This window comes from Streptomyces sp. NPDC086147, assembly GCF_040702165.1.
In the GTDB taxonomy this organism is placed as follows: domain Bacteria; phylum Actinomycetota; class Actinomycetes; order Streptomycetales; family Streptomycetaceae; genus Streptomyces.
Genome location: NZ_JBFBJO010000008.1, coordinates 108632 through 125920, shown reverse-complemented (window position 1 = coordinate 125920; position 17289 = coordinate 108632). Strand labels below are relative to the sequence as shown.

Below are 17289 nucleotides of genomic sequence, written 5' to 3'. Positions count from 1 at the left end.
TCCGTACGTACGGAGCCGCTCACTGCTCCTTGTTCTTGGCCGCCTTCTTCTCCTCGGCGTCCTCGATGACCGCCTCGGCGACCTGCTGCATCGACATGCGGCGGTCCATCGACGTCTTCTGGATCCAGCGGAACGCGGCGGGCTCCGTCAGTCCGTACTGGGTCTGCAGGACCGACTTGGCCCGGTCCACCAGCTTCCGGGTCTCCAGACGCTGCGAGAGGTCCGCGACCTCCTTCTCCAGGGCCCGCAGCTCCGCGAACCGGGAGACCGCCATCTCGATGGCCGGCACCACGTCGCTCTTGCTGAACGGCTTCACCAGGTACGCCATGGCACCGGCGTCCCGGGCTCGCTCGACCAGCTCGCGCTGCGAGAAGGCGGTGAGCATGAGGACGGGGGCGATGGACTCGCCGGCGATCTTCTCGGCGGCGGAGATGCCGTCGAGGACGGGCATCTTCACGTCGAGGATGACGAGGTCGGGGCGGTGCTCGCGGGCGAGCTCGACGGCCCTGGCGCCGTCCCCGGCCTCGCCGACGACCGTGTAGCCCTCTTCTTCGAGCATCTCTTTGAGGTCGAGGCGGATCAGGGCCTCGTCCTCGGCGATGACGACACGGGTCGTCAGCGGCGGAACGTGCGGCGCCTCGGCGTCGTCGGCGGGCTGGGGCGACTCGGGGGCGGTCACGGGGGCTCCTCGTTGCAGGGCAGGTACTGCTACATGAGCCTACCTAGGTCCTGTATGTTTGAGGCACAGCAGGTTGCCAATGACCTTCGTTTCGAAGGATGCCCCGGTAGCCCAGCGGAAGAGGCAGTGGTCTCAAACACCATACAGCGTGGGTTCGAATCCCACCCGGGGCACTTCCCCTTCGATTCCAAGGACTCCAAGGGCGCTGTTGATCTTCACTCGTCACGGTGAGCACCCCTTCGACTCCCGCCGTACGGGTTGCGGCTCGGCGAAGCCGCCGCCATGGGACGGCGCAATCCTTCGATTCGCGAAGAAGCGCTCTCACTCCTCCACCAGGGCCCGAGCAACCGAGCAGTCGCCGAACGCCTCAACGTGCCGCGAGGCACGGCCGGTTGGCGGCTGTCCGAGGACCGCCGCAAGCGTGGCGTCCGATTCGAGCGGCCCACGGACCGCCGCCTGTGCGCCCACCGCACGTTCGGTGCCCCGGCGGAGTGGACGCGGTGCGGTCGCGGCGGGAGGCCCTACAACGTCTCCGTCGCCCGTAGGGCCTCCGTCGCGCTCATGGACCTGTATGTGGGGCCCAAGCGGTGACCGGCTAGGGCGCCCAGGGCTTCAGTACGTCCTTCATCGTGTCCGTGAGGGCGAACTGGAGCAGCGGGCCGTAGGTGACGCGGCCGACGCCGAGGCGGCGGAAGCGGGCGAGGTCGTGCTTGACGGGGTGGGCCGTGGAGTTGACCGGGACGGTGACCGCGCCGACGACTGCCGTGAGGAGGTCGTCGTCGTCCTGGATGCCCACCGGGTAGACGCTGTCGGCGCCGGCCCGTTCCATCGCGCGCAGGCGGTCGATCGCCTGGTCGAGGACGGCGGAGGGGTCGTCCGCGTGCAGGAAGAGGTCGGTGCGGCCGTTGATCCAGAGGGGGACGCCCGCGGCGTCGGCCGCCGCGCGCAGGTCGGCGATGTAGCTCGCGTGTTCCTGGGTGTCGCGTACGCGTCCGCCGTCCGAGTGGACGGTGTCCTCCAGGTTGAGGCCGGCGCCGCCGGCCTCGATGAGTCCGGCGACGAGGTCGGCGGGCTTCTGTCCGTAGCCGGCTTCGAGGTCGACGGAGACGGGGACGTCGACCGCAGCGATGATCGGCCGGACGGCGGCGAGTACTTCTTCGAAGGTCTGGCCCTCGTTGTCGTCGGCTCCCCGGGAGTCGGCGAGGGGGTGGCTGCCGATGGTCAGGGCGGGGAATCCGGCGTCGGCCGCCGTCCGTGCGGACCAGACGTCCCAGACGGTCGGCAGCACGAGCGGCTTGTGGTCGGCGTGCAGTTGCTTGAGGCGCTGGGCGCGCTCGGCGGTGGTGCGAAGATCCATACCGTGGACGCTACCCCCGAAATGCCGCGAACAACGTGATGTCGGGGTTATGTCAGGGGTTCTCCGATGTGGTGGACCCTGACGAGGTTGGTGGAGCCGGCGACGCCGGGCGGGGAGCCGGCGGTGATGACCACGATGTCGCCCTTGGCGCAGCGGCCGATGCGCAGGAGTTCCTCGTCGACCTGGGCGACCATGGCGTCGGTGGAGTCGACGTGGGGGCCGAGGAAGGTTTCGACGCCCCAGGTGAGGTTGAGTTGGGAGCGGGTGGCGGGGTCGGGGGTGAAGGCGAGGAGGGGGATCGGGGAGCGGTAGCGGGAGAGGCGCTTGACGGTGTCGCCGGACTGGGTGAAGGCGACGAGGAACTTGGCGCCGAGGAAGTCGCCCATCTCGGCGGCGGCGCGGGCGACGGCGCCGCCCTGGGTGCGGGGCTTGTTGCGTTCGGTGAGCGGGGGGAGGCCCTTGGCGAGGACGTCCTCTTCGGCGGCTTCGACGATGCGGCTCATGGTGCGAACGGTTTCGACGGGGAAACGGCCGACGCTGGTCTCGCCGGAGAGCATGACGGCGTCGGTGCCGTCGATGACGGCGTTGGCGACGTCGGAGGCTTCGGCGCGGGTGGGGCGGGAGTTGTCGATCATGGAGTCGAGCATCTGGGTGGCGACGATGACCGGTTTGGCGTTGCGCTTGGCGAGTTTGACGGCGCGCTTCTGGACGATGGGGACTTGTTCGAGGGGCATTTCGACGCCGAGGTCGCCGCGGGCGACCATGATGCCGTCGAAGGCGGCGACGATCTCTTCGATGTTCTCGACGGCCTGGGGCTTTTCGATCTTGGCGATGACGGGGAGGCGGCGGCCTTCCTCGTCCATGATGCGGTGGACGTCGTCGATGTCGCGGGCGCTGCGGACGAAGGAGAGGGCGATGACGTCGGCGCCGGTGCGGAGGGCCCAGCGGAGGTCTTCGATGTCCTTGTCGGAGAGGGCGGGGACGGAGACGGCGACGCCGGGGAGGTTGAGGCCCTTGTGGTCGGAGACCATGCCGCCCTCGATGACGCGGGTGCGGACGCGGGGTCCGTCGACGGCGGTGACTTCGAGGGTGACGCGGCCGTCGTCGACGAGGATGCGTTCGCCGGTGGTGACGTCGTCGGCGAGGCCGGGGTAGGTGGTGCCGCAGGTGTGGCGGTCGCCTTCGACGTGTTCGACGGTGATGGTGAATTCGTCGCCGCGTTCAAGGAGTACGGGGCCTTCGCGGAAGCGGCCGAGGCGGATCTTCGGGCCTTGAAGGTCGGCGAGGACGCCGACGCTGTGGCCGGTCTCGTCGGAGGCTTTGCGGACGCGCTGGTAGCGCTCCTCGTGTTCGGCGTAGGTGCCATGGCTGAGGTTGAGGCGGGCGACGTCCATTCCGGCCTCGATCAATGCCTTGATCTGGTCGTATGTTTCGGTGGCGGGCCCAAGGGTACAAACGATTTTCGCTCGGCGCATGGGTCGAGCCTAGGGCTTACCCGTGAGTAGCGAATCGGCCTGGCATGACTGCTCAACGACCTTTCAGTGAAAGGTCGTTGACAAGACTTGAATCTGTGCGGCGGGGTGCTCCGATGAGCGTTTTCCGGCCCTTTTCGGGGTCCTTTCGGACGGCTGCGCGACGCGTGTACGTCGAACACTTTTCCACTCCGTAACCCGCGGGACCTGTTGCGGGCGGTTCTCCTGGGCCAGAATCTACGCGCGTTGTGCACCTGAGCGACGCCACTGAACCGAGGAGAAGCACATGCCGTTGAACCGCCGGACGTTCCTGGAGGGCTCCGTGGCCGTCGGGGCCGGGGCCGCCCTCACCGCCGGGGCCGTCGCCCCCGCCGAGGCCCACGGACCCGGGCACGGGCACGGTCCGAAGCCGGCCGCGCGGTACTCCTTCACCGTCATGGGGACGACCGATCTGCACGGGAACGTCTTCAACTGGGACTACTTCACGGACAAGGAGTTCGACGACAAGGCGCACAACGACGTCGGCCTCGCGAAGATCTCCACGCTCGTCGAGCGGGTGCGGAAGGAGAAGGGGCGGCGCAACACCCTCCTCATCGACGCCGGTGACACCATCCAGGGCACCCAGTTGTCGTACTACTACGCCAAGGTCGACCCGATCACCGCGCGGCGCGGTCCGGTGCACCCGATGGCGCAGGCGATGAACGCCATCGGCTACGACGCCGCCGCGCTCGGCAACCACGAGTTCAACTACGGCATTCCGGTGCTGCGGAAGTTCGAGGAGCAGTGCGACTTCCCGCTGCTGGGTGCCAACGCGCTGGACGCGAAGACGCTGCGGCCGGCGTTCGCCCCGTACAGCATGCACCGGCTGCGGACGCCGTGCGGGCGGGGTGTGAAGGTGGCCGTGCTGGGTCTGACCAACCCGGGGATCGCGATCTGGGACAAGGCGAACGTGGGCGGGAAGATGGTCTTCCCGGGTCTGGAGGAGCAGGCGGCGAAGTGGGTGCCGAAGCTGCGGTCGATGGGTGCGGACGTGGTGGTCGTCTCGGCGCACTCGGGTTCCAGCGGCACGTCGTCGTACGGTGACCAGCTGCCGTACGTGGAGAACGCGGCGGGGCTCGTGGCCGAGCAGGTGCCGGGGATCGACGCGATCCTGGTCGGGCACGCGCACACCGAGATCCCCGAGTACCGGGTCGCGAACAGGACGACCGGCAAGGAGGTCGTGCTCTCCGAGCCGCTGAAGTGGGGCCAGCGCCTCACGCTGTTCGACTTCGACCTGGTGTGGGAGCGGGGTCGCTGGACGGTCGAGAAGGTGGGTGCGCAGGTTCTGAACTCCAACACGGTGGAGGAGGACCGGAAGATCGTGCGGCTGCTCTCGGACGAGCACCGGAAGGTGGTCGCGTACGTCAACCAGGTCATCGGCACCTCCACCTCGGCGATGACCACGGCGGACGCGCCGTGGAGGGACGAGCCGATCATCGACCTGATCAACGTGGTGCAGGCGGAGACGGTGAGGGCGGCGCTGGCGGGTGGCGCGTACGCGGGTCTGCCGGTGCTGTCGCAGGCGTCCTGCTTCTCCCGTACGGCCCGGATCCCGGCCGGTCAGGTGACGATCAAGGACGCGGCGGGGCTGTACCCGTTCGAGAACACGCTTGAGGCGCGGCTGCTCACGGGCGCCCAGCTGAAGGACTACCTGGAGTTCTCGGCGCGGTACTACGTGCGGACCGCGGCGGGGGCTCCGGTGGACACGGCGAAGCTGACGAACGCGGACGGGACGCCGGACTACAACTACGACGCGGTGTCGGGTCTGACGTACGAGATCGACATCGCGAAGGAGGCCGGGTCGCGGATCGTGAACCTGGCCTTCGAGGGGAGGCCGCTGGATCCGGCGGCGAAGTTCGTGCTCGCGGTGAACAACTACCGGGCGAGCGGCGGCGGCGCGTTCCCGCACGTGGCGAACGCGCAGCAGCTGTGGGCGAACTCGGACGAGATCCGGAACACGATCATCCAGTGGGTGCGGGCGAAGGGGACGGTCGACCCGGGGCAGTTCGCGTCGGTGGACTGGAGGCTGACCCGGGACGGCGTGCCGGTGTTCTAGCCGGTCCTAGACGTTCTGTGCGAGAGGCGTCAGCTTCCGGCTCTGGGCCGGGATGCCGGGCGCCTCTCGTGTTTCCAGGCCGAAGCTGGTGAAGGCGGTGCGGCGCGGGAGGGGGTAGGGCTCCTTGCCGGTGATGGCGTTGAGGATGGTGGCGCTGCGCCAGGCGGCGAGGCCGAGGTCGGGGGCGCCGACGCCGTGGGTGTGGCGTTCGGCGTTCTGGACGTGGACGGCGCCGGTGACGGAGGGGTCGAGGACGAGGCGGTGGTGCTCGTCGATCCGGGGGCGTCCGGCGGAGTCGTGGCGCACGTAGGGGTCGAGGCCGGTGAGGATGCGGTCGAGGGGACGTTCGCGGTAGCCGGTGGCGAGGACGACGGCGTCGGTGGTGAGGCGGGTGCGGGCGTTCTGCTGGACGTGTTCGAGGTGGAGTTCGACGCGGGTGGTGGCGACGCGGCCGGCGGTGCGGACGCGGACGCCGGGGGTGAGGACGGCGTCGGGCCAGCCGCCGTGGAGGGTGCGGCGGTAGAGCTCGTCGTGGATGGCGGTGATGGTGGTGTCGTCGATGCCCTTGTGGAGCTGCCACTGGCGGGGGACGAGGTCGTCACGGACCTGTTCGGGGAGGGCGTGGAAGTAGCGGGTGTAGTCGGGGGTGAAGTGTTCGAGGCCGAGTTTGGAGTACTCCATGGGGGCGAAGGCCTCGGTGCGGGTGAGCCAGTGGATGCCTTCGGCTCCGGCGGGGCGGGCGCGGAGGAGGTCGAGGAAGATCTCGGCGCCGGACTGGCCGGAGCCGATGACGGTGACGTGTGCGGCGGCGAGGAGGGTGTCGCGGTGGGTGAGGTAGTCGGCGGAGTGGAGGACGGGGACGCCGGGGGCGTCGGCGAGGGGGCGGAGGGGTTCGGGTACGTACGGTTCGGTGCCGACGCCGAGGACGATGTTGCGGGTGTGGGCGCGGCCGAGGGCTTCGGTTTCGCCGTCGGGGTCGATCTGGGTGTAGTCGACTTCGAAGAGGCGGCGTTCGGGGTTCCAGCGGACGGAGTCGACCTGGTGGCCGAAGTGGAGGCCGGGGAGGCGTTCGCTGGCCCAGCGGCAGTAGGCGTCGTATTCGGCGCGCTGGATGTGGAACTTCTCGGCGAAGTAGAAGGGGAAGAGGCGTTCGCGGCTCTTGAGGTAGTTGAGGAAGGTCCAGGGGCTGGCGGGGTCGGCGAGGGTGACGAGGTCGGCGAGGAAGGGGACCTGGAGGGTGGCGCCGTCGATGAGGAGTCCGGGGTGCCAGTGGAAGGCGGGGCGCTGTTCGTAGAAGGCGGTGGAGAGGCCGCCGGGGACGCCGTGGGCGAGGGCGGCGAGGGAGAGGTTGAAGGGGCCGATGCCGATGCCGACGAGGTCGTGGGGGTGGTCGGGGTCCGGTGTGTGCGGGGGGTGGTGGGGCCGGTCGGTGTCCTGTTCGGGGGTGCTGCCGGTCATCGGTGCGCGCTGCCTTCCACGAGGGTGATGAGGTGGTCCAGGTCGCCGGGGGTGGCGTGGGGGTTGAGGAGGGTGGCTTTGAGCCAGAGGCGGCCGTCGCCGCGGGCCCGGCCGAGGACCGCGTGGCCGCCGGTGAGGAGGGTGCGGCGGATCGCGGCGACGGTGGTGTCGTCGGCGTCGTGGGGCCGGAAGAGGACGGTGGTGAGGGTGGGGCGGGCGCGCAGGTGGAGGCCGGGGGTCTTCTCGACGCGGTCGGCGAGGTCCTGGGCGAGGTCCATGCAGGTGTCGACGAGGGCGCCGAGTCCGGTGCGGCCGAGGGCGCGGAGGGTGACGGCGGCTTTGAGGACGTCGGGGCGGCGGGTGGTGCGGGGGGAGCGGCCGAGGAGGTCGGGGAGGCCGGCGTCGGTGTCGTCGTCGGCGTTGAGGTAGTCGGCGGTGTGGGCGAGGGGGGTGAGGTCGGTGGTGTCGCGGACGGCGAGGAGTCCGGCGGCGGCGGGCTGCCAGCCGAGTTTGTGCAGGTCGACGGTGACGGTGCGGGCGCGGTCGAGGCCGTCGAGGAGCCGGCGGTGGGCGCGGCTGAAGAGGAGGGGTCCGCCGTAGGCGGCGTCGACGTGGAGGTCGGCGCCGTGGGTGGCGCAGACGTCGGCGAGTGCGGGGAGCGGGTCGATCAGGCCTTCGTCGGTGGTGCCGGCGGTGGCGGCGACGAGGAGCGGGCCGGGTGTGGCGGTGAGGGCGGCGTCGAGGGCTTCGGGGTCGAGGGTGCCGCGGGGGGTGGGGACGACGACGGGGGCGGGGAGTCCGAGGAGCCAGGCGGCGCGCCGGAAGGAGTGGTGGGCGTTGGCGCCGACGACGGTGCGGAGGGGGCCTTTGCCGGTGTGGCGTTCTCTGGCGAGGAGGAGGGCCAGTTGGTTGGACTCGGTGCCGCCGGTGGTGACGAGGGCGTCGGGGTGGGGTGCGCGGGGGTGGATCTCGGTGGCGAGGGCGGTGGTGACCAGGGTTTCGAGGGCGGAGGCGGCGGGGGCCTGGTCCCAGGAGTCCATGGAGGGGTTGAGTGCGGAGGCGGCGAGGTCGGCGGCGGTGGCGAGGGCGAGGGGCGGGGTGTGGAGGTGGGCGGCGCAGAGGGGGTGGGCGGGGTCGGCGGCGCCGGCGGCGAGGGCGTGGACGAGGGTGCGGAGGGCTTCGTCGGGGCCGGTGCCGGTTTCGGGGAGTACGGCTCCGAGTGCCGCGGTGCGGTGGGCGACGGCGTCGGGTCCTCCGGCGGGGAGGGGGCCGCCGCGTTCCTCGGCTCCGGTGCGCAGGGCTTCGAGGACGGTGGCCAGGAGGGGCCGCAGGGCGTCGGCGCCGGGGGCGCCTCCGGCGAGGGGTGGGGGTGCGGCACGCATGGACGACAGGGTGCCGGGGGGTGCGGGGGTTTGTCCGGAGAGTGCGGGGGCGTGACCCGAACGGGGGACACGGGGTGGTGTTTCGGGGGCGGTTGGTGCGGGGACCGGGGGTCCCCGCACCGTGCCGGGTTCAGCCTTCCCTGACCTTCAGGGCCCGGCGGAGGTCGTCGAGCTGGTCGACAAGCTTGCGGCGGAGGGCGGGGATCATGGGGGTGTCGGCGAGGTGGCGTTCGCCGAGGGCGAGGGAGTCGGCGTCGACCGCGTACGCCGGGAAGGCGTGGCGGCCGGCGGCTTCGGCCATGGCGGGGCCGCGCCGGTCGCCGAGGGCGGCGGCGGCTTCGTAGAAGCGGGGGACGTACTCCTTCACGAGGTCGGCCTGTTCGGGCTGCCAGAAGCCCTGGGCGGTGGCGGTGAAGAGGTAGTTGGAGAGGTCGTCGGAGTCGAAGAGCGCGGACCAGGCGGCCGCCTTCGCCCCGGGGTGGGGCAGGGCGGCGCGGCAGCGGGCGGCGCCTTCCTGTCCAGTGGCGCTGGGGTCGCGTTCCAGTTCGGCGGCGATGGCGGGCTCGTCGGTGGCGCCGAGGACGGCGAGGCGGGCGAGGATGCGCCAGCGCAGTTCGGGGTCGAGTTCGGGGCCGCCGTGGACGGTGCCCTCGTCGAGCCAGGAGGCGATCTTGTCGGGGGTGGTGGCGCTGTCGACGAGGGCGCGGACGGCGGTGAGGCGCAGTCCGGGTGCTTCGCCGTCCTCGGTGCGGCGCAGCAGGGCGCGGGCGATCCCGTTGAGGGTGGCGAGGGCGGCGGGGCGCTCGTCGGCGGGGACGTAGCGGTCGGCGATCTGGTGGCGGGCGAAGGCCAGGACGCCCTGGACGAGGGCGAGTTCGGTCTCCTCGGTGAGGTGGGCTCCGGCGACGGCGAGGTATTCGACGGGGGCGAGGTCTCCGTCGCGGACCATGTCGCGCAGCGCGTTCCAGACGACGGCGCGGGTGAGCGGGTCGGGGATGCGGGAGAGGCCGCGCAGGGCGGATTCCTCGGAGGTCTCGTCGAAGCGGAGCTTGGTGTAGGTGAGGTCGCCGTCGTTGAGGACGACGAGGGCGGGGCGGGGGCCGGTGAGTTCGGCGGGGGCGTCCTGGGGGACGTCGAGTTCGCGGTGTTCGCGCGGGACGAGGTCGCCGGAGGGGTCGCGGTCGTAGAGGCCGGCGGAGATGCGGTGGGGGCGGGCGCCGTCGCGGTCGACGGTGAGGTTCCAGTGGAGGCCTTCGCCGTCGAGGCGGGGGGTGAGGGTGTCGACGCCGGTGGTGCGCAGCCACTGTTCGGCCCAGCCGTGGACGTCGCGGTCGGTGGCGGCGGCGAGGTTGTCGATGAAGTCGGCGAGGGTGGCGTTGCCGAACCTGTGGCGCTTGAAGTGGATGTTGATGCCGGCGAGGAAGTCCTTCTCACCGAGCCAGGTGACGAGCTGGCGGAGGGCGGAGGCGCCCTTGGCGTAGGAGATGCCGTCGAAGTTGAGGAGGGCGGAGGCGGTGTCGGGTACGGCCTCGGGGTCGGGGGCGACGGGGTGGGTGGAGGGCCGCTGGTCGGCCTCGTATCCCCAGGCCTTGCGGGTGACGCCGAAGTCGATCCAGGTGTCGGGGAAGAGGTCGGAGCAGGCCTCGTTGACGGTCTGGTAGCCCATGTACTCGGCGAAGGACTCGTTCAGCCAGATGTCGTCCCACCAGCGGAGGGTGACGAGGTCGCCGAACCACATGTGGGCCATCTCGTGGGCGATGACCATGGCGCGGGTCTGGCGTTCGGTGACGGTGACGGCGGAGCGGAAGACGAACTCGTCGCGGAAGGTGACGAGGCCGGGGTTCTCCATGGCGCCGGCGTTGAACTCGGGGACGAAGGCCTGGTCGTACGAGTCGAAGGGGTAGGGCTCGTCGAACTTCTCGTGGTAGCGGTCGTAGCAGGCCTTGGTGACGGCGAGGATCTCGTCGGCGTCGGCGTCGAGGTGGGGGGCGAGGGAGCGGCGGCAGTGAATGCCGAAGGGGAGGCCGGCGTGTTCGGTGCGGACCGAGTGCCAGGGGCCGGCGGCGACGCAGACGAAGTAGGTGGAGAGCAGCGGGGTGGGGGCGGCCTTCCAGGTGCCGTCGGGCTGCCGTTCGGTGATGCCGTTGGCGAGGACGGTCCAGTCGTCGGGGGCGGTGACGGTGACCTCGAAGACGGCCTTGAGGTCGGGCTGGTCGAAGGCGGCGAAGACGCGCTGGACGTCCTCCATGAAGAGCTGGGTGTAGACGTAGGACTCGCCGTCGGTGGGGTCCGTGAAGCGGTGCATGCCCTCGCCGGTGCGGGAGTAGCGCATGGTGGTGGTGGTGCGCAGCTCGTGCTCGCCCTCGGTGAGGCTCAGCGGGAGCCGGTTGCCGTCGAGGGCGGCGGGGTCGAGGGGCTCTCCGTCGAGGGTGGCGGAGTGCAGGGTGACGGGCTTGAGCTCGACGAAGGTGTCCCCGGCGGCGCGGGCGGTGAATCGAACGGTGCTGGTGGACTCGAAGGTCTCGGCGCCGGTGGTGAGGTCGATGTCCACGAGGTAGTGGTGGACGTCGAGGAGCTGGGCACGGGTCTGCGCTTCGTCGCGCGTCAGTACGGACATGGGCCCTATGCTGCCCGATGCCCGGGGCGGCGGGCAGGGGGGTGGGAAGAACCTTGCCGGGGCTCGGGGCGCCGTGGACCGGGACGGATCGGCGGGGCCGTCCCCCGGGGGCCTGTCCGACCCTGATCCGCCGGACAGGCCCTAGGCGGTCCGGGTGCCGTTCAGGTGGGCGAAGGCGGCGGTGATGCGGGGGCGGTCGTAGCCGGCCGGGCCGGCGGCGCCGTCGGAGAGCAGGGCGTGGAGCAGGATCCGGGCCTTGGCGGGGTCGAGCGGGCCGGCCGGGACGAGTCCGCGGCTGAGCAGGTCGTGTTCGGAGCCGGGGCCCCGGTAGGTGTGCGAGAGGGTCGTTCCGCCGCCGGTGCGGGAGGCGAGGACGACGGGGACGCGGGCGGCGATCCCGGCGAGGGGTTCGACGAGCGGTGCGGGGACGTGTCCGGCGCCGAAGGCGGCGACGACGAGGCCCTGGAAGCGGTGGTCGACGGCTTCGAGGAGTTCGCCGCGGTCGCCCAGGGAGAGGGTCACCAGGGCCACCCGGATCTCGGGGTCGAGGGCCAGCGGGCGGTGGGGGTTGCGGGGCGGAGCAGGATCCGGGGCTCGCCCTCGACGACGGTGCCGAGGGGGCCGGCGCCGGGCGAGGCGAAGGTGGCGACCGAGGTGGTGTGGGTCTTGCGGGCGTGGCGGGCGGCGTGGATCTCGTCGGCGAGGACGACGAGGACGCCGAGGTTCCGGCAGGCGGGGTCGGTGGCGACGGCGAGCGCGGCGGCGAGGTTGGCGGGGCCGTCGGCGCCGGGCAGGTCGGGGCGGCGCATGGCCCCGGTGACAACGATCGGGCGCTCGGTGGTGCAGAGCAGGTCGAGGAGGAAGGCGGTCTCCTCCAGGGTGTCGGTGCCCTGGACGACGACCGCGCCGGAGCCGGCGGCGACGGTGGCGCGGACCTCGGCGGCGAGGTCGGCGAGGTCGGCGTGGGTGAGGGTGGAGCTGGGGACGCGGCGGAAGTCGTGGAGGACGACGTCCTCGGGGGCGCCGAGCGCGGTCAGGACCTCCCGGCCGGTCATGCGGGCCGCGTCGCCGCCGCGCGCGGAGATGGTGCCGCCGAGGGTGAAGACGGTGACGCGGGACATCGGGGCTCCGTGGGTGTTCGTGTCGTGTCGTACCGGGGGTGGTCGGTCAGCGCGTTCCGTCCGCGATCGTCTCGTGGTGGCGGATGACCTCGGCGATGATGAAGTTCAGGAGCTTCTCCGCGAAGGCGGGGTCCAGTTTGGCGCTCTCGGCGAGTTCCCTGAGGCGGGCGATCTGGCGGGCCTCGCGGGCGGGGTCGGCGGGCGGGAGCTGGTGCTCGGCCTTGAGGACGCCGACCTGCTGGGTGCACTTGAAGCGTTCGGCGAGCATGTGGACGACCGCCGCGTCGATGTTGTCGATGCTGTCGCGCAGCCGGGTCAGCTCGGCGCGCACGGCCTCGTCGGCGGCCGGGGAGGGGGCGGGGGCCGGGGTGGAGGCCGGGGTGGAATCGCTCATGACCTGCGAGCTTAGACGGAGCGCGGGAGGATCGTCGGAGGGTGTTCGGGATCCGGGACGCGGTTGCTCCAGCCGCCGGGCACGGATCGGCCCTGCTGTTCGCGGAAGCGGATCGGGGCGGTGCCGACCCTGCGGGTGAAGAGCCGGGAGAAGTAGGCGGGGTCGTCGTAGCCGACGCGCCGGGCGACGGCGGAGACCGGCAGCTCGGTGGCGGCGAGGAGTTCCTTGGCGCGGCCGAGGCGGACGGTGAGCAGGTAGTCCTTGGGACTGCACCCGGCGGCGCGGCGGACGGCGGTGCGCAGTTCGGCGGGGGTCATGCCGTGGCGGGCGGCGTGTTCGGCGACGGAGAGCGGCTGGAAGGCGTCGCGGGCGAGGGCGGCGAGGACGGGGTCGCCGTCGGCGTTGGTGTCGGCGCGGGCGCGGCGCAGGGCGACGAGCAGTTCGTGGACGGCGGCGCCGGTCTCGACCTCCAGGAGGGGGTTGCCGGGGCGGGCGGCGCGGGCGATCCGGGCGATGGCGGCGCGGGCGGGGGCGGCGTCGGAGAGGGGGACGACGGGCCGGTCGGGTTCGATGTAGCCGAGTTCGGTGTAGGTGGCGGCGGCGGGTCCGGAGAAGTCGACGAAGGCCTCGTCCCAGCCGGTGCCGGGGTCGGCGCCGTAGTGGTGGGGGGTGCCGGGGGTGAGCCAGATCAGGGCGGGGGCGGTGACGGTGGCGCGGCGTCCGTCGGCGCCCCGGTACCAGCCGCCGCCGGCGGAGACGACGACGGCCACGTGGTGGTCGAGGGTGCGGGGTCCGACGGTGGGCAGGGTGCCGTGCTGGAGTCCGACGCCGAGGCAGACGAGGCCGAGGCGGTGGTGGACGGGGCTGGGCGTGAAGTAGCGCATCCAGGTGTGGTACATGCCGGTGGTGCCCCTTCCCCGGGCCCCGGGCGGGTGGGCCCTAACGTCCAAACTGCGACGATCTTTGTCCATGGACGGGTTCGCCGCCAGGGGGTGAGGTGGTGCCCATGAGCACGTTCGCTGTGGGTGACGAGGACTTTCTGCTCGACGGACGGCCGGTGCGGCTGCTCTCGGGGGCGCTGCACTACTTCCGGGTGCACGAGGGCCACTGGGAGCACCGGCTCGGGATGCTGCGGGCGATGGGCCTCGACTGCGTCGAGACGTACGTTCCGTGGAACCTGTACGAGCCGGGACCCGGCCGGTACGGGGACGTGGCGGCGCTCGGCCGGTTCCTGGACGCGGTGGGGCGGGCGGGGATGCGGGCGATCGTGCGCCCGGGGCCGTACATCTGTGCCGAGTGGGAGAACGGCGGGCTGCCGCACTGGCTGACGGGGCCGCTCGGGCGGCGGGTGCGGACCCGGGACCCGGAGTTCCTGGCGGCGGTGGAGTCCTGGTTCCGGCGGCTGCTGCCGCAGGTGGTGGAGCGGCAGGTGGACCGGGGCGGTCCGGTGGTCCTGGTGCAGGTGGAGAACGAGTACGGGAGTTACGGCAGCGATCCGGTGTATCTGGAGTGGCTGGCGGGGCTGCTGCGGGAGTGCGGGGTGGTGGTGCCGCTGTTCACCTCGGACGGCCCGGAGGACCACATGCTGACGGGCGGGTCGGTGCCGGGGGTGCTGGCGACGGCGAACTTCGGTTCGGGGGCGCGGGAGGGCTTCGCGGCGCTGCGGCGGCACCAGCCGTCGGGGCCGTTGATGTGCATGGAGTTCTGGTGCGGCTGGTTCGACCACTGGGGCACGGAGCACGCGGTGCGGGACGCGGGGGACGCGGCGGCGGCGCTGCGGGAGGTCCTGGAGTGCGGGGCGTCGGTCAACGTGTACATGGCACACGGCGGGACGAACTTCGGCGGCTGGGCGGGGGCGAACCGGGACGGGGAGCTGCACGACGGTCCGCTGCGGCCGACGGTGACCTCGTACGACTACGACGCGCCGGTGGACGAGGCGGGGCGGCCGACGGAGAAGTTCTGGCGCTTCCGGGAGGTGCTCGCGGAGTACGCGGAGGGTCGGCTGCCGGAGGTGCCGGAGCCCCCGGCCCGGCTCGCGGTCCCGGTGCGGGCGGCCTTCGAGGGGTGGGCGCCGCTGGACGCGGTCCTGGAGGTGCTCGGCGACGGGGAGGTGGTGGCGGCGGTGCCGCCGACCTTCGAGGAGCTGGGGGTGGACCGGGGTCTGGTGCGCTACCGGGTGGCGGTGCCGGGTCCCCGGCAGCCGTATCCGCTGGGGGTGACGGGGCTGCGGGACCGGGCGGTGGTGTACGTGGACGGGGCCCTCGCGGGGGTCCTGGACGCGGGCGGCGGGGAGGACGTGGCGCTCGCGGAGCCGGTGGCGGGTCCAGCGGTGGTGGACCTGTGGGTGGAGTCCCTGGGCCGGGTCAACTACGGGCCGCGCCTGGCGGAGCCGAAGGGGATCACCGGGGGCGTGCGGCACGAGCGGCAGTATCTGCACGGGGTGCGGGCGCGGGGGCTGCGGCTGGACGCGTTCGGGGCGGCGGCGGTCGGGAAGGTGCCCTTCGAGGAGGTCGGCTCCGGGCCGGGGCTCCTGCGCGGGACGCTCGACGTGGCGGGCGCGGGGGACGCGGTGCTGCGGCTGCCGGGGGCGACCCGGGGCTTCGTGTGGGTGAACGGCTTCTGCCTGGGCCGCTACTGGTCGGCCGGTCCGCAGGAGGCGCTGTTCGTGCCGGGTCCGGTGCTGCGGGAGGGGACGAACGAGGTGTGGGTCCTTGAGCTGGAGGGGGACGCGGGGGCCGGGGTCGAGCTCGACGTGCTGTGACCGCGCACTCCATACGGACCGTGCACACCGGGCCGGCCCACACCGGCCCGGTGTACGGGAGGGGCGCTCCGGGGCCGAGGCCGCCCCGGAGCGCCCGTTCACGGGGTGCCGCTACAGCGTGGCGGCGGCGGACTTGATCGCGGCGGCGAAGGTCGAGACCTCCGTGTAGACGCCGGGGTAGTTGGGCCGGGCGCAGCCCTGGCCCCAGCTCACGATGCCGACCTGGACCCAGGCGCCGGCGTTGTCCTTGCGGAACATCGGGCCGCCGGAGTCGCCCTGGCAGGTGTCGGTGCCGCCCTGGGCGTAACCGGCGCAGATCTCCTCGGCGGGGACGAGGTCGTTGCCGTAGGAGGCCTTGCAGGAGGCGTCGGAGACGAAGGGGACGTTCGCCTTGAGCAGGTAGCGCTGCTGCGCCCCGCCCTCGCGGGCGGCGCCCCAGCCGGCGACCGTGAAGGTGCCGGTGTTGTAGGCGGTGGTCTCGGCGAGCTTGAGGGTGGGCAGGGAGGTGATGGGGCTGGCGAGCTTGATGAGGGCCCAGTCCTTGCCCTGGCCGTTGTAGCCGGGGGCCTGGAGGACCTTGGTCGACTTGACCTTGATGGCGCTGCTGCTCTGGAGGTCCACGACTCCGGCGGTGGCGGTGATGCTCGTGTTGTTGCCGGAGCCGCTCACACAGTGGGCGGCGGTGAGGACGACCTGCGGGCTGATCAGCGAGCCGCCGCAGCCCATGGAGAGCCTGACCATCCAGGGGAACTCGCCCTGGGCGGCGCGGGTGCCGCCGACGACGGGGGCCGGGGCGGCGGAGGCGGTGGTGGTGGGCTGGAGGCTGACGGCCGCGAGGACGACGGCGCCGGCGGCGGCCAGCTTCTGGAGCGCGCGGACCATTCTGTTCTTCTTCACGTATCTGCCTTCTCTCGTGGGGGGTCGACCTCGACGGGGTGTGACATGCGCCCGTCAAAGTGTGGTCCGCATTATGAACAGCGCTCAACCGCGGTCACAAGGAAGCCTTTTCGGCCAGATGAGATGTGAGGGACCGTACAGTGAACGGAAGGGAGGATCCGGCATGCCGCACCGTCGAGAGGCCGACCGTGTCGTCCACGGCTTTCCGCACCGGGCCGTGGTCGGGGCCTCCCTCACCGCGCTCCACCGCCGCCTCTCCCCCGACGGGGTACGGCGTTATCCGGTCAGCGTGTCCGCCGCCGAGACGGCGATCGGCGACGACGAGGACCTGACCCTGGGCACCCGCCGGGTGGCCCGCGCCCTCGTCCGGCACCTGGGGCTCCCCGACGCCCGGATGGTGGTCGAGTTCCGGCCGATGGAGCACGCGGGCACTGTCGAGCTCACGCCCGGCCCCGAGTACTCCGTGGAGGTGCACGAGCGCTTCCGGACCCGCCGCCGGGACATCGGCGCGGTCCTCGCCCACGAGATCGCCCACGTGCTGCTGCACCGCCTCGGCCTGGGCTTCCCGCGCACCGCCGAGAACGAGATCCTCACCGACGTGACCACCGCCTACCTGGGCGCCGGCTGGCTGCTGCTCGACGCGTACCGCGAGGACGGCGTCGAGCGCCAGCGGCTCGGCTACCTGACCCCGGAGGAGTTCGGCTACGTGCTCGCCAAGCGGGCCGAGGTGTTCGGCGAGGACCCGTCGCCGTGGTTCACCAGCCCGGTCGCGTACGACGCGTGGGTACGGGGCCGGGCGGAGGCCCGCCGGGAGCGGACGGCGCCGCCGCTCGCCGGGGCCGGGCCGGTCGAGCGCCGCCGGTACGCCTGGGAGCGGCGCCGGGGCCGGGCCGGCGGGGACGCCCCGTACGCCTTCGACGGCGGGGCCCCCGCGACCGGCGTCTCCTTCCCCTGCCCGGTCTGCCGCCAGCGGCTGCGGATCCCGGCGGGGCGGACGCTGCGGGCCCGGTGCGGGGTGTGCGGCACCGTCCTGGAGTGCGCCTCCTGACCCCTCTC

Annotated in this window: 14 protein-coding genes, 1 tRNA gene and 1 pseudogene; 5 read left to right on the top strand and 11 right to left on the bottom strand. The window is 72.3% G+C overall.

What is annotated here, in order from left to right; genetic code table 11:
- Positions 1 to 19: 19 nt before the first annotated feature.
- Positions 20 to 679 carry a response regulator gene (locus tag AB0398_RS19440; protein WP_366376624.1) on the bottom strand — a complete coding sequence of 220 codons (660 nt, stop codon included), beginning with the start codon at positions 677 to 679 and terminating at the stop codon, positions 20 to 22.
- A gap of 100 nt (positions 680 to 779) precedes the next feature.
- On the opposite strand from AB0398_RS19440, the gene AB0398_RS19435 reads away from it, so the two are divergent.
- Positions 780 to 852: transfer RNA gene (locus AB0398_RS19435), tRNA-Leu, on the top strand.
- A 316-nt stretch (positions 853 to 1168) separates the two neighbouring features.
- Positions 1169 to 1270 (top strand): annotated as a pseudogene (locus AB0398_RS19430) (helix-turn-helix domain-containing protein); the annotation flags it as partial.
- Between the two features lie 4 nt (positions 1271 to 1274).
- On the opposite strand, the gene AB0398_RS19425 reads toward AB0398_RS19430, so the two are convergent.
- The gene (locus AB0398_RS19425) at positions 1275 to 2036 is read right to left on the bottom strand and encodes an isocitrate lyase/phosphoenolpyruvate mutase family protein (protein WP_366376622.1); all 762 of its coding nucleotides are present in this window, start codon (positions 2034 to 2036) and stop codon (positions 1275 to 1277) included.
- A 47-nt stretch (positions 2037 to 2083) separates the two neighbouring features.
- A complete protein-coding gene (gene pyk, locus AB0398_RS19420) occupies positions 2084 to 3511 on the bottom strand; it encodes a pyruvate kinase (RefSeq protein ID WP_366376620.1) in 1428 nt (475 codons plus the stop codon).
- Between the two features lie 283 nt (positions 3512 to 3794).
- Between pyk and AB0398_RS19415 the strand changes: the two genes are divergently transcribed.
- Entirely contained in the window at positions 3795 to 5603 is a 1809-nt protein-coding gene (locus AB0398_RS19415) for a 5'-nucleotidase C-terminal domain-containing protein (RefSeq protein ID WP_366376618.1), read from the top strand.
- Between the two features lie 6 nt (positions 5604 to 5609).
- On the opposite strand, the gene AB0398_RS19410 is transcribed toward AB0398_RS19415, so the two are convergent.
- The 7 genes from AB0398_RS19410 to AB0398_RS19380 all read right to left on the bottom strand — a co-directional run bounded on the left by AB0398_RS19410 (position 5610) and on the right by AB0398_RS19380 (position 13474).
- Entirely contained in the window at positions 5610 to 7061 is a 1452-nt protein-coding gene (locus AB0398_RS19410) for a SidA/IucD/PvdA family monooxygenase (RefSeq protein ID WP_366376616.1), read from the bottom strand.
- Positions 7058 to 8443: an aminotransferase class V-fold PLP-dependent enzyme gene (locus AB0398_RS19405; RefSeq protein WP_366376614.1), complete on the bottom strand. Its 1386-nt coding sequence runs from the start codon at positions 8441 to 8443 to the stop codon at positions 7058 to 7060. The genes AB0398_RS19410 and AB0398_RS19405 overlap by 4 nt, the downstream gene beginning before the upstream one ends.
- A 130-nt stretch (positions 8444 to 8573) precedes the next feature.
- Entirely contained in the window at positions 8574 to 11060 is a 2487-nt protein-coding gene (gene pepN / locus AB0398_RS19400) for an aminopeptidase N (protein WP_366376613.1), read from the bottom strand.
- Positions 11061 to 11201: 141 nt separating this feature from the next.
- Positions 11202 to 11582 (bottom strand): hypothetical protein, encoded by a 381-nt coding sequence (locus AB0398_RS19395; protein WP_366376611.1) that lies wholly within the window; start codon positions 11580 to 11582, stop codon positions 11202 to 11204.
- Positions 11579 to 12181: an asparaginase domain-containing protein gene (locus tag AB0398_RS19390; RefSeq protein ID WP_366376610.1), complete on the bottom strand. Its 603-nt coding sequence runs from the start codon at positions 12179 to 12181 to the stop codon at positions 11579 to 11581. The genes AB0398_RS19395 and AB0398_RS19390 overlap by 4 nt, the downstream gene beginning before the upstream one ends.
- Positions 12182 to 12227: 46 nt before the next feature.
- Positions 12228 to 12575, bottom strand: coding sequence for a chorismate mutase (locus AB0398_RS19385; protein WP_366376609.1), 348 nt, complete (start codon positions 12573 to 12575; stop codon positions 12228 to 12230).
- Positions 12576 to 12586: 11 nt separating this feature from the next.
- On the bottom strand, positions 12587 to 13474 hold the full coding sequence (locus tag AB0398_RS19380) for an AraC family transcriptional regulator (protein ID WP_366376607.1): 888 nt from the start codon (positions 13472 to 13474) through the stop codon (positions 12587 to 12589).
- Between the two features lie 107 nt (positions 13475 to 13581).
- Here AB0398_RS19380 and AB0398_RS19375 point away from each other — a divergent pair, with 107 nt between their 5' ends.
- A complete protein-coding gene (locus AB0398_RS19375; RefSeq protein WP_366376606.1) occupies positions 13582 to 15336 on the top strand; it encodes a beta-galactosidase family protein in 1755 nt (584 codons plus the stop codon).
- 111 nt (positions 15337 to 15447) lie between these two features.
- On the opposite strand, the gene AB0398_RS19370 is transcribed toward AB0398_RS19375, so the two are convergent.
- Positions 15448 to 16218: a serine protease gene (locus AB0398_RS19370; protein ID WP_366376913.1), complete on the bottom strand. Its 771-nt coding sequence runs from the start codon at positions 16216 to 16218 to the stop codon at positions 15448 to 15450.
- 178 nt (positions 16219 to 16396) lie between these two features.
- Here AB0398_RS19370 and AB0398_RS19365 point away from each other — a divergent pair, with 178 nt between their 5' ends.
- Positions 16397 to 17281, top strand: a complete 885-nt coding sequence (locus tag AB0398_RS19365; RefSeq protein WP_366376604.1) for a hypothetical protein — start codon at positions 16397 to 16399, stop codon at positions 17279 to 17281.
- Positions 17282 to 17289: the final 8 nt, after the last annotated feature.

Coding starts and splice junctions, on each gene's coding strand:
- AB0398_RS19375 (WP_366376606.1), top strand. CDS start 13,582: ATGAGCACGTTCGCTGTGGGTGACGAGGACTTTCTGCTCGACGGACGG.
- AB0398_RS19370 (WP_366376913.1), bottom strand. CDS start 16,218: ATGGTCCGCGCGCTCCAGAAGCTGGCCGCCGCCGGCGCCGTCGTCCTC.
- AB0398_RS19405 (WP_366376614.1), bottom strand. CDS start 8,443: ATGCGTGCCGCACCCCCACCCCTCGCCGGAGGCGCCCCCGGCGCCGAC.
- AB0398_RS19390 (WP_366376610.1), bottom strand. CDS start 12,181: ATGTCCCGCGTCACCGTCTTCACCCTCGGCGGCACCATCTCCGCGCGC.
- AB0398_RS19425 (WP_366376622.1), bottom strand. CDS start 2,036: ATGGATCTTCGCACCACCGCCGAGCGCGCCCAGCGCCTCAAGCAACTG.
- AB0398_RS19410 (WP_366376616.1), bottom strand. CDS start 7,061: ATGACCGGCAGCACCCCCGAACAGGACACCGACCGGCCCCACCACCCC.
- pepN (WP_366376613.1), bottom strand. CDS start 11,060: ATGTCCGTACTGACGCGCGACGAAGCGCAGACCCGTGCCCAGCTCCTC.
- AB0398_RS19385 (WP_366376609.1), bottom strand. CDS start 12,575: ATGAGCGATTCCACCCCGGCCTCCACCCCGGCCCCCGCCCCCTCCCCG.
- AB0398_RS19365 (WP_366376604.1), top strand. CDS start 16,397: ATGCCGCACCGTCGAGAGGCCGACCGTGTCGTCCACGGCTTTCCGCAC.
- AB0398_RS19415 (WP_366376618.1), top strand. CDS start 3,795: ATGCCGTTGAACCGCCGGACGTTCCTGGAGGGCTCCGTGGCCGTCGGG.
- AB0398_RS19380 (WP_366376607.1), bottom strand. CDS start 13,474: ATGTACCACACCTGGATGCGCTACTTCACGCCCAGCCCCGTCCACCAC.
- pyk (WP_366376620.1), bottom strand. CDS start 3,511: ATGCGCCGAGCGAAAATCGTTTGTACCCTTGGGCCCGCCACCGAAACA.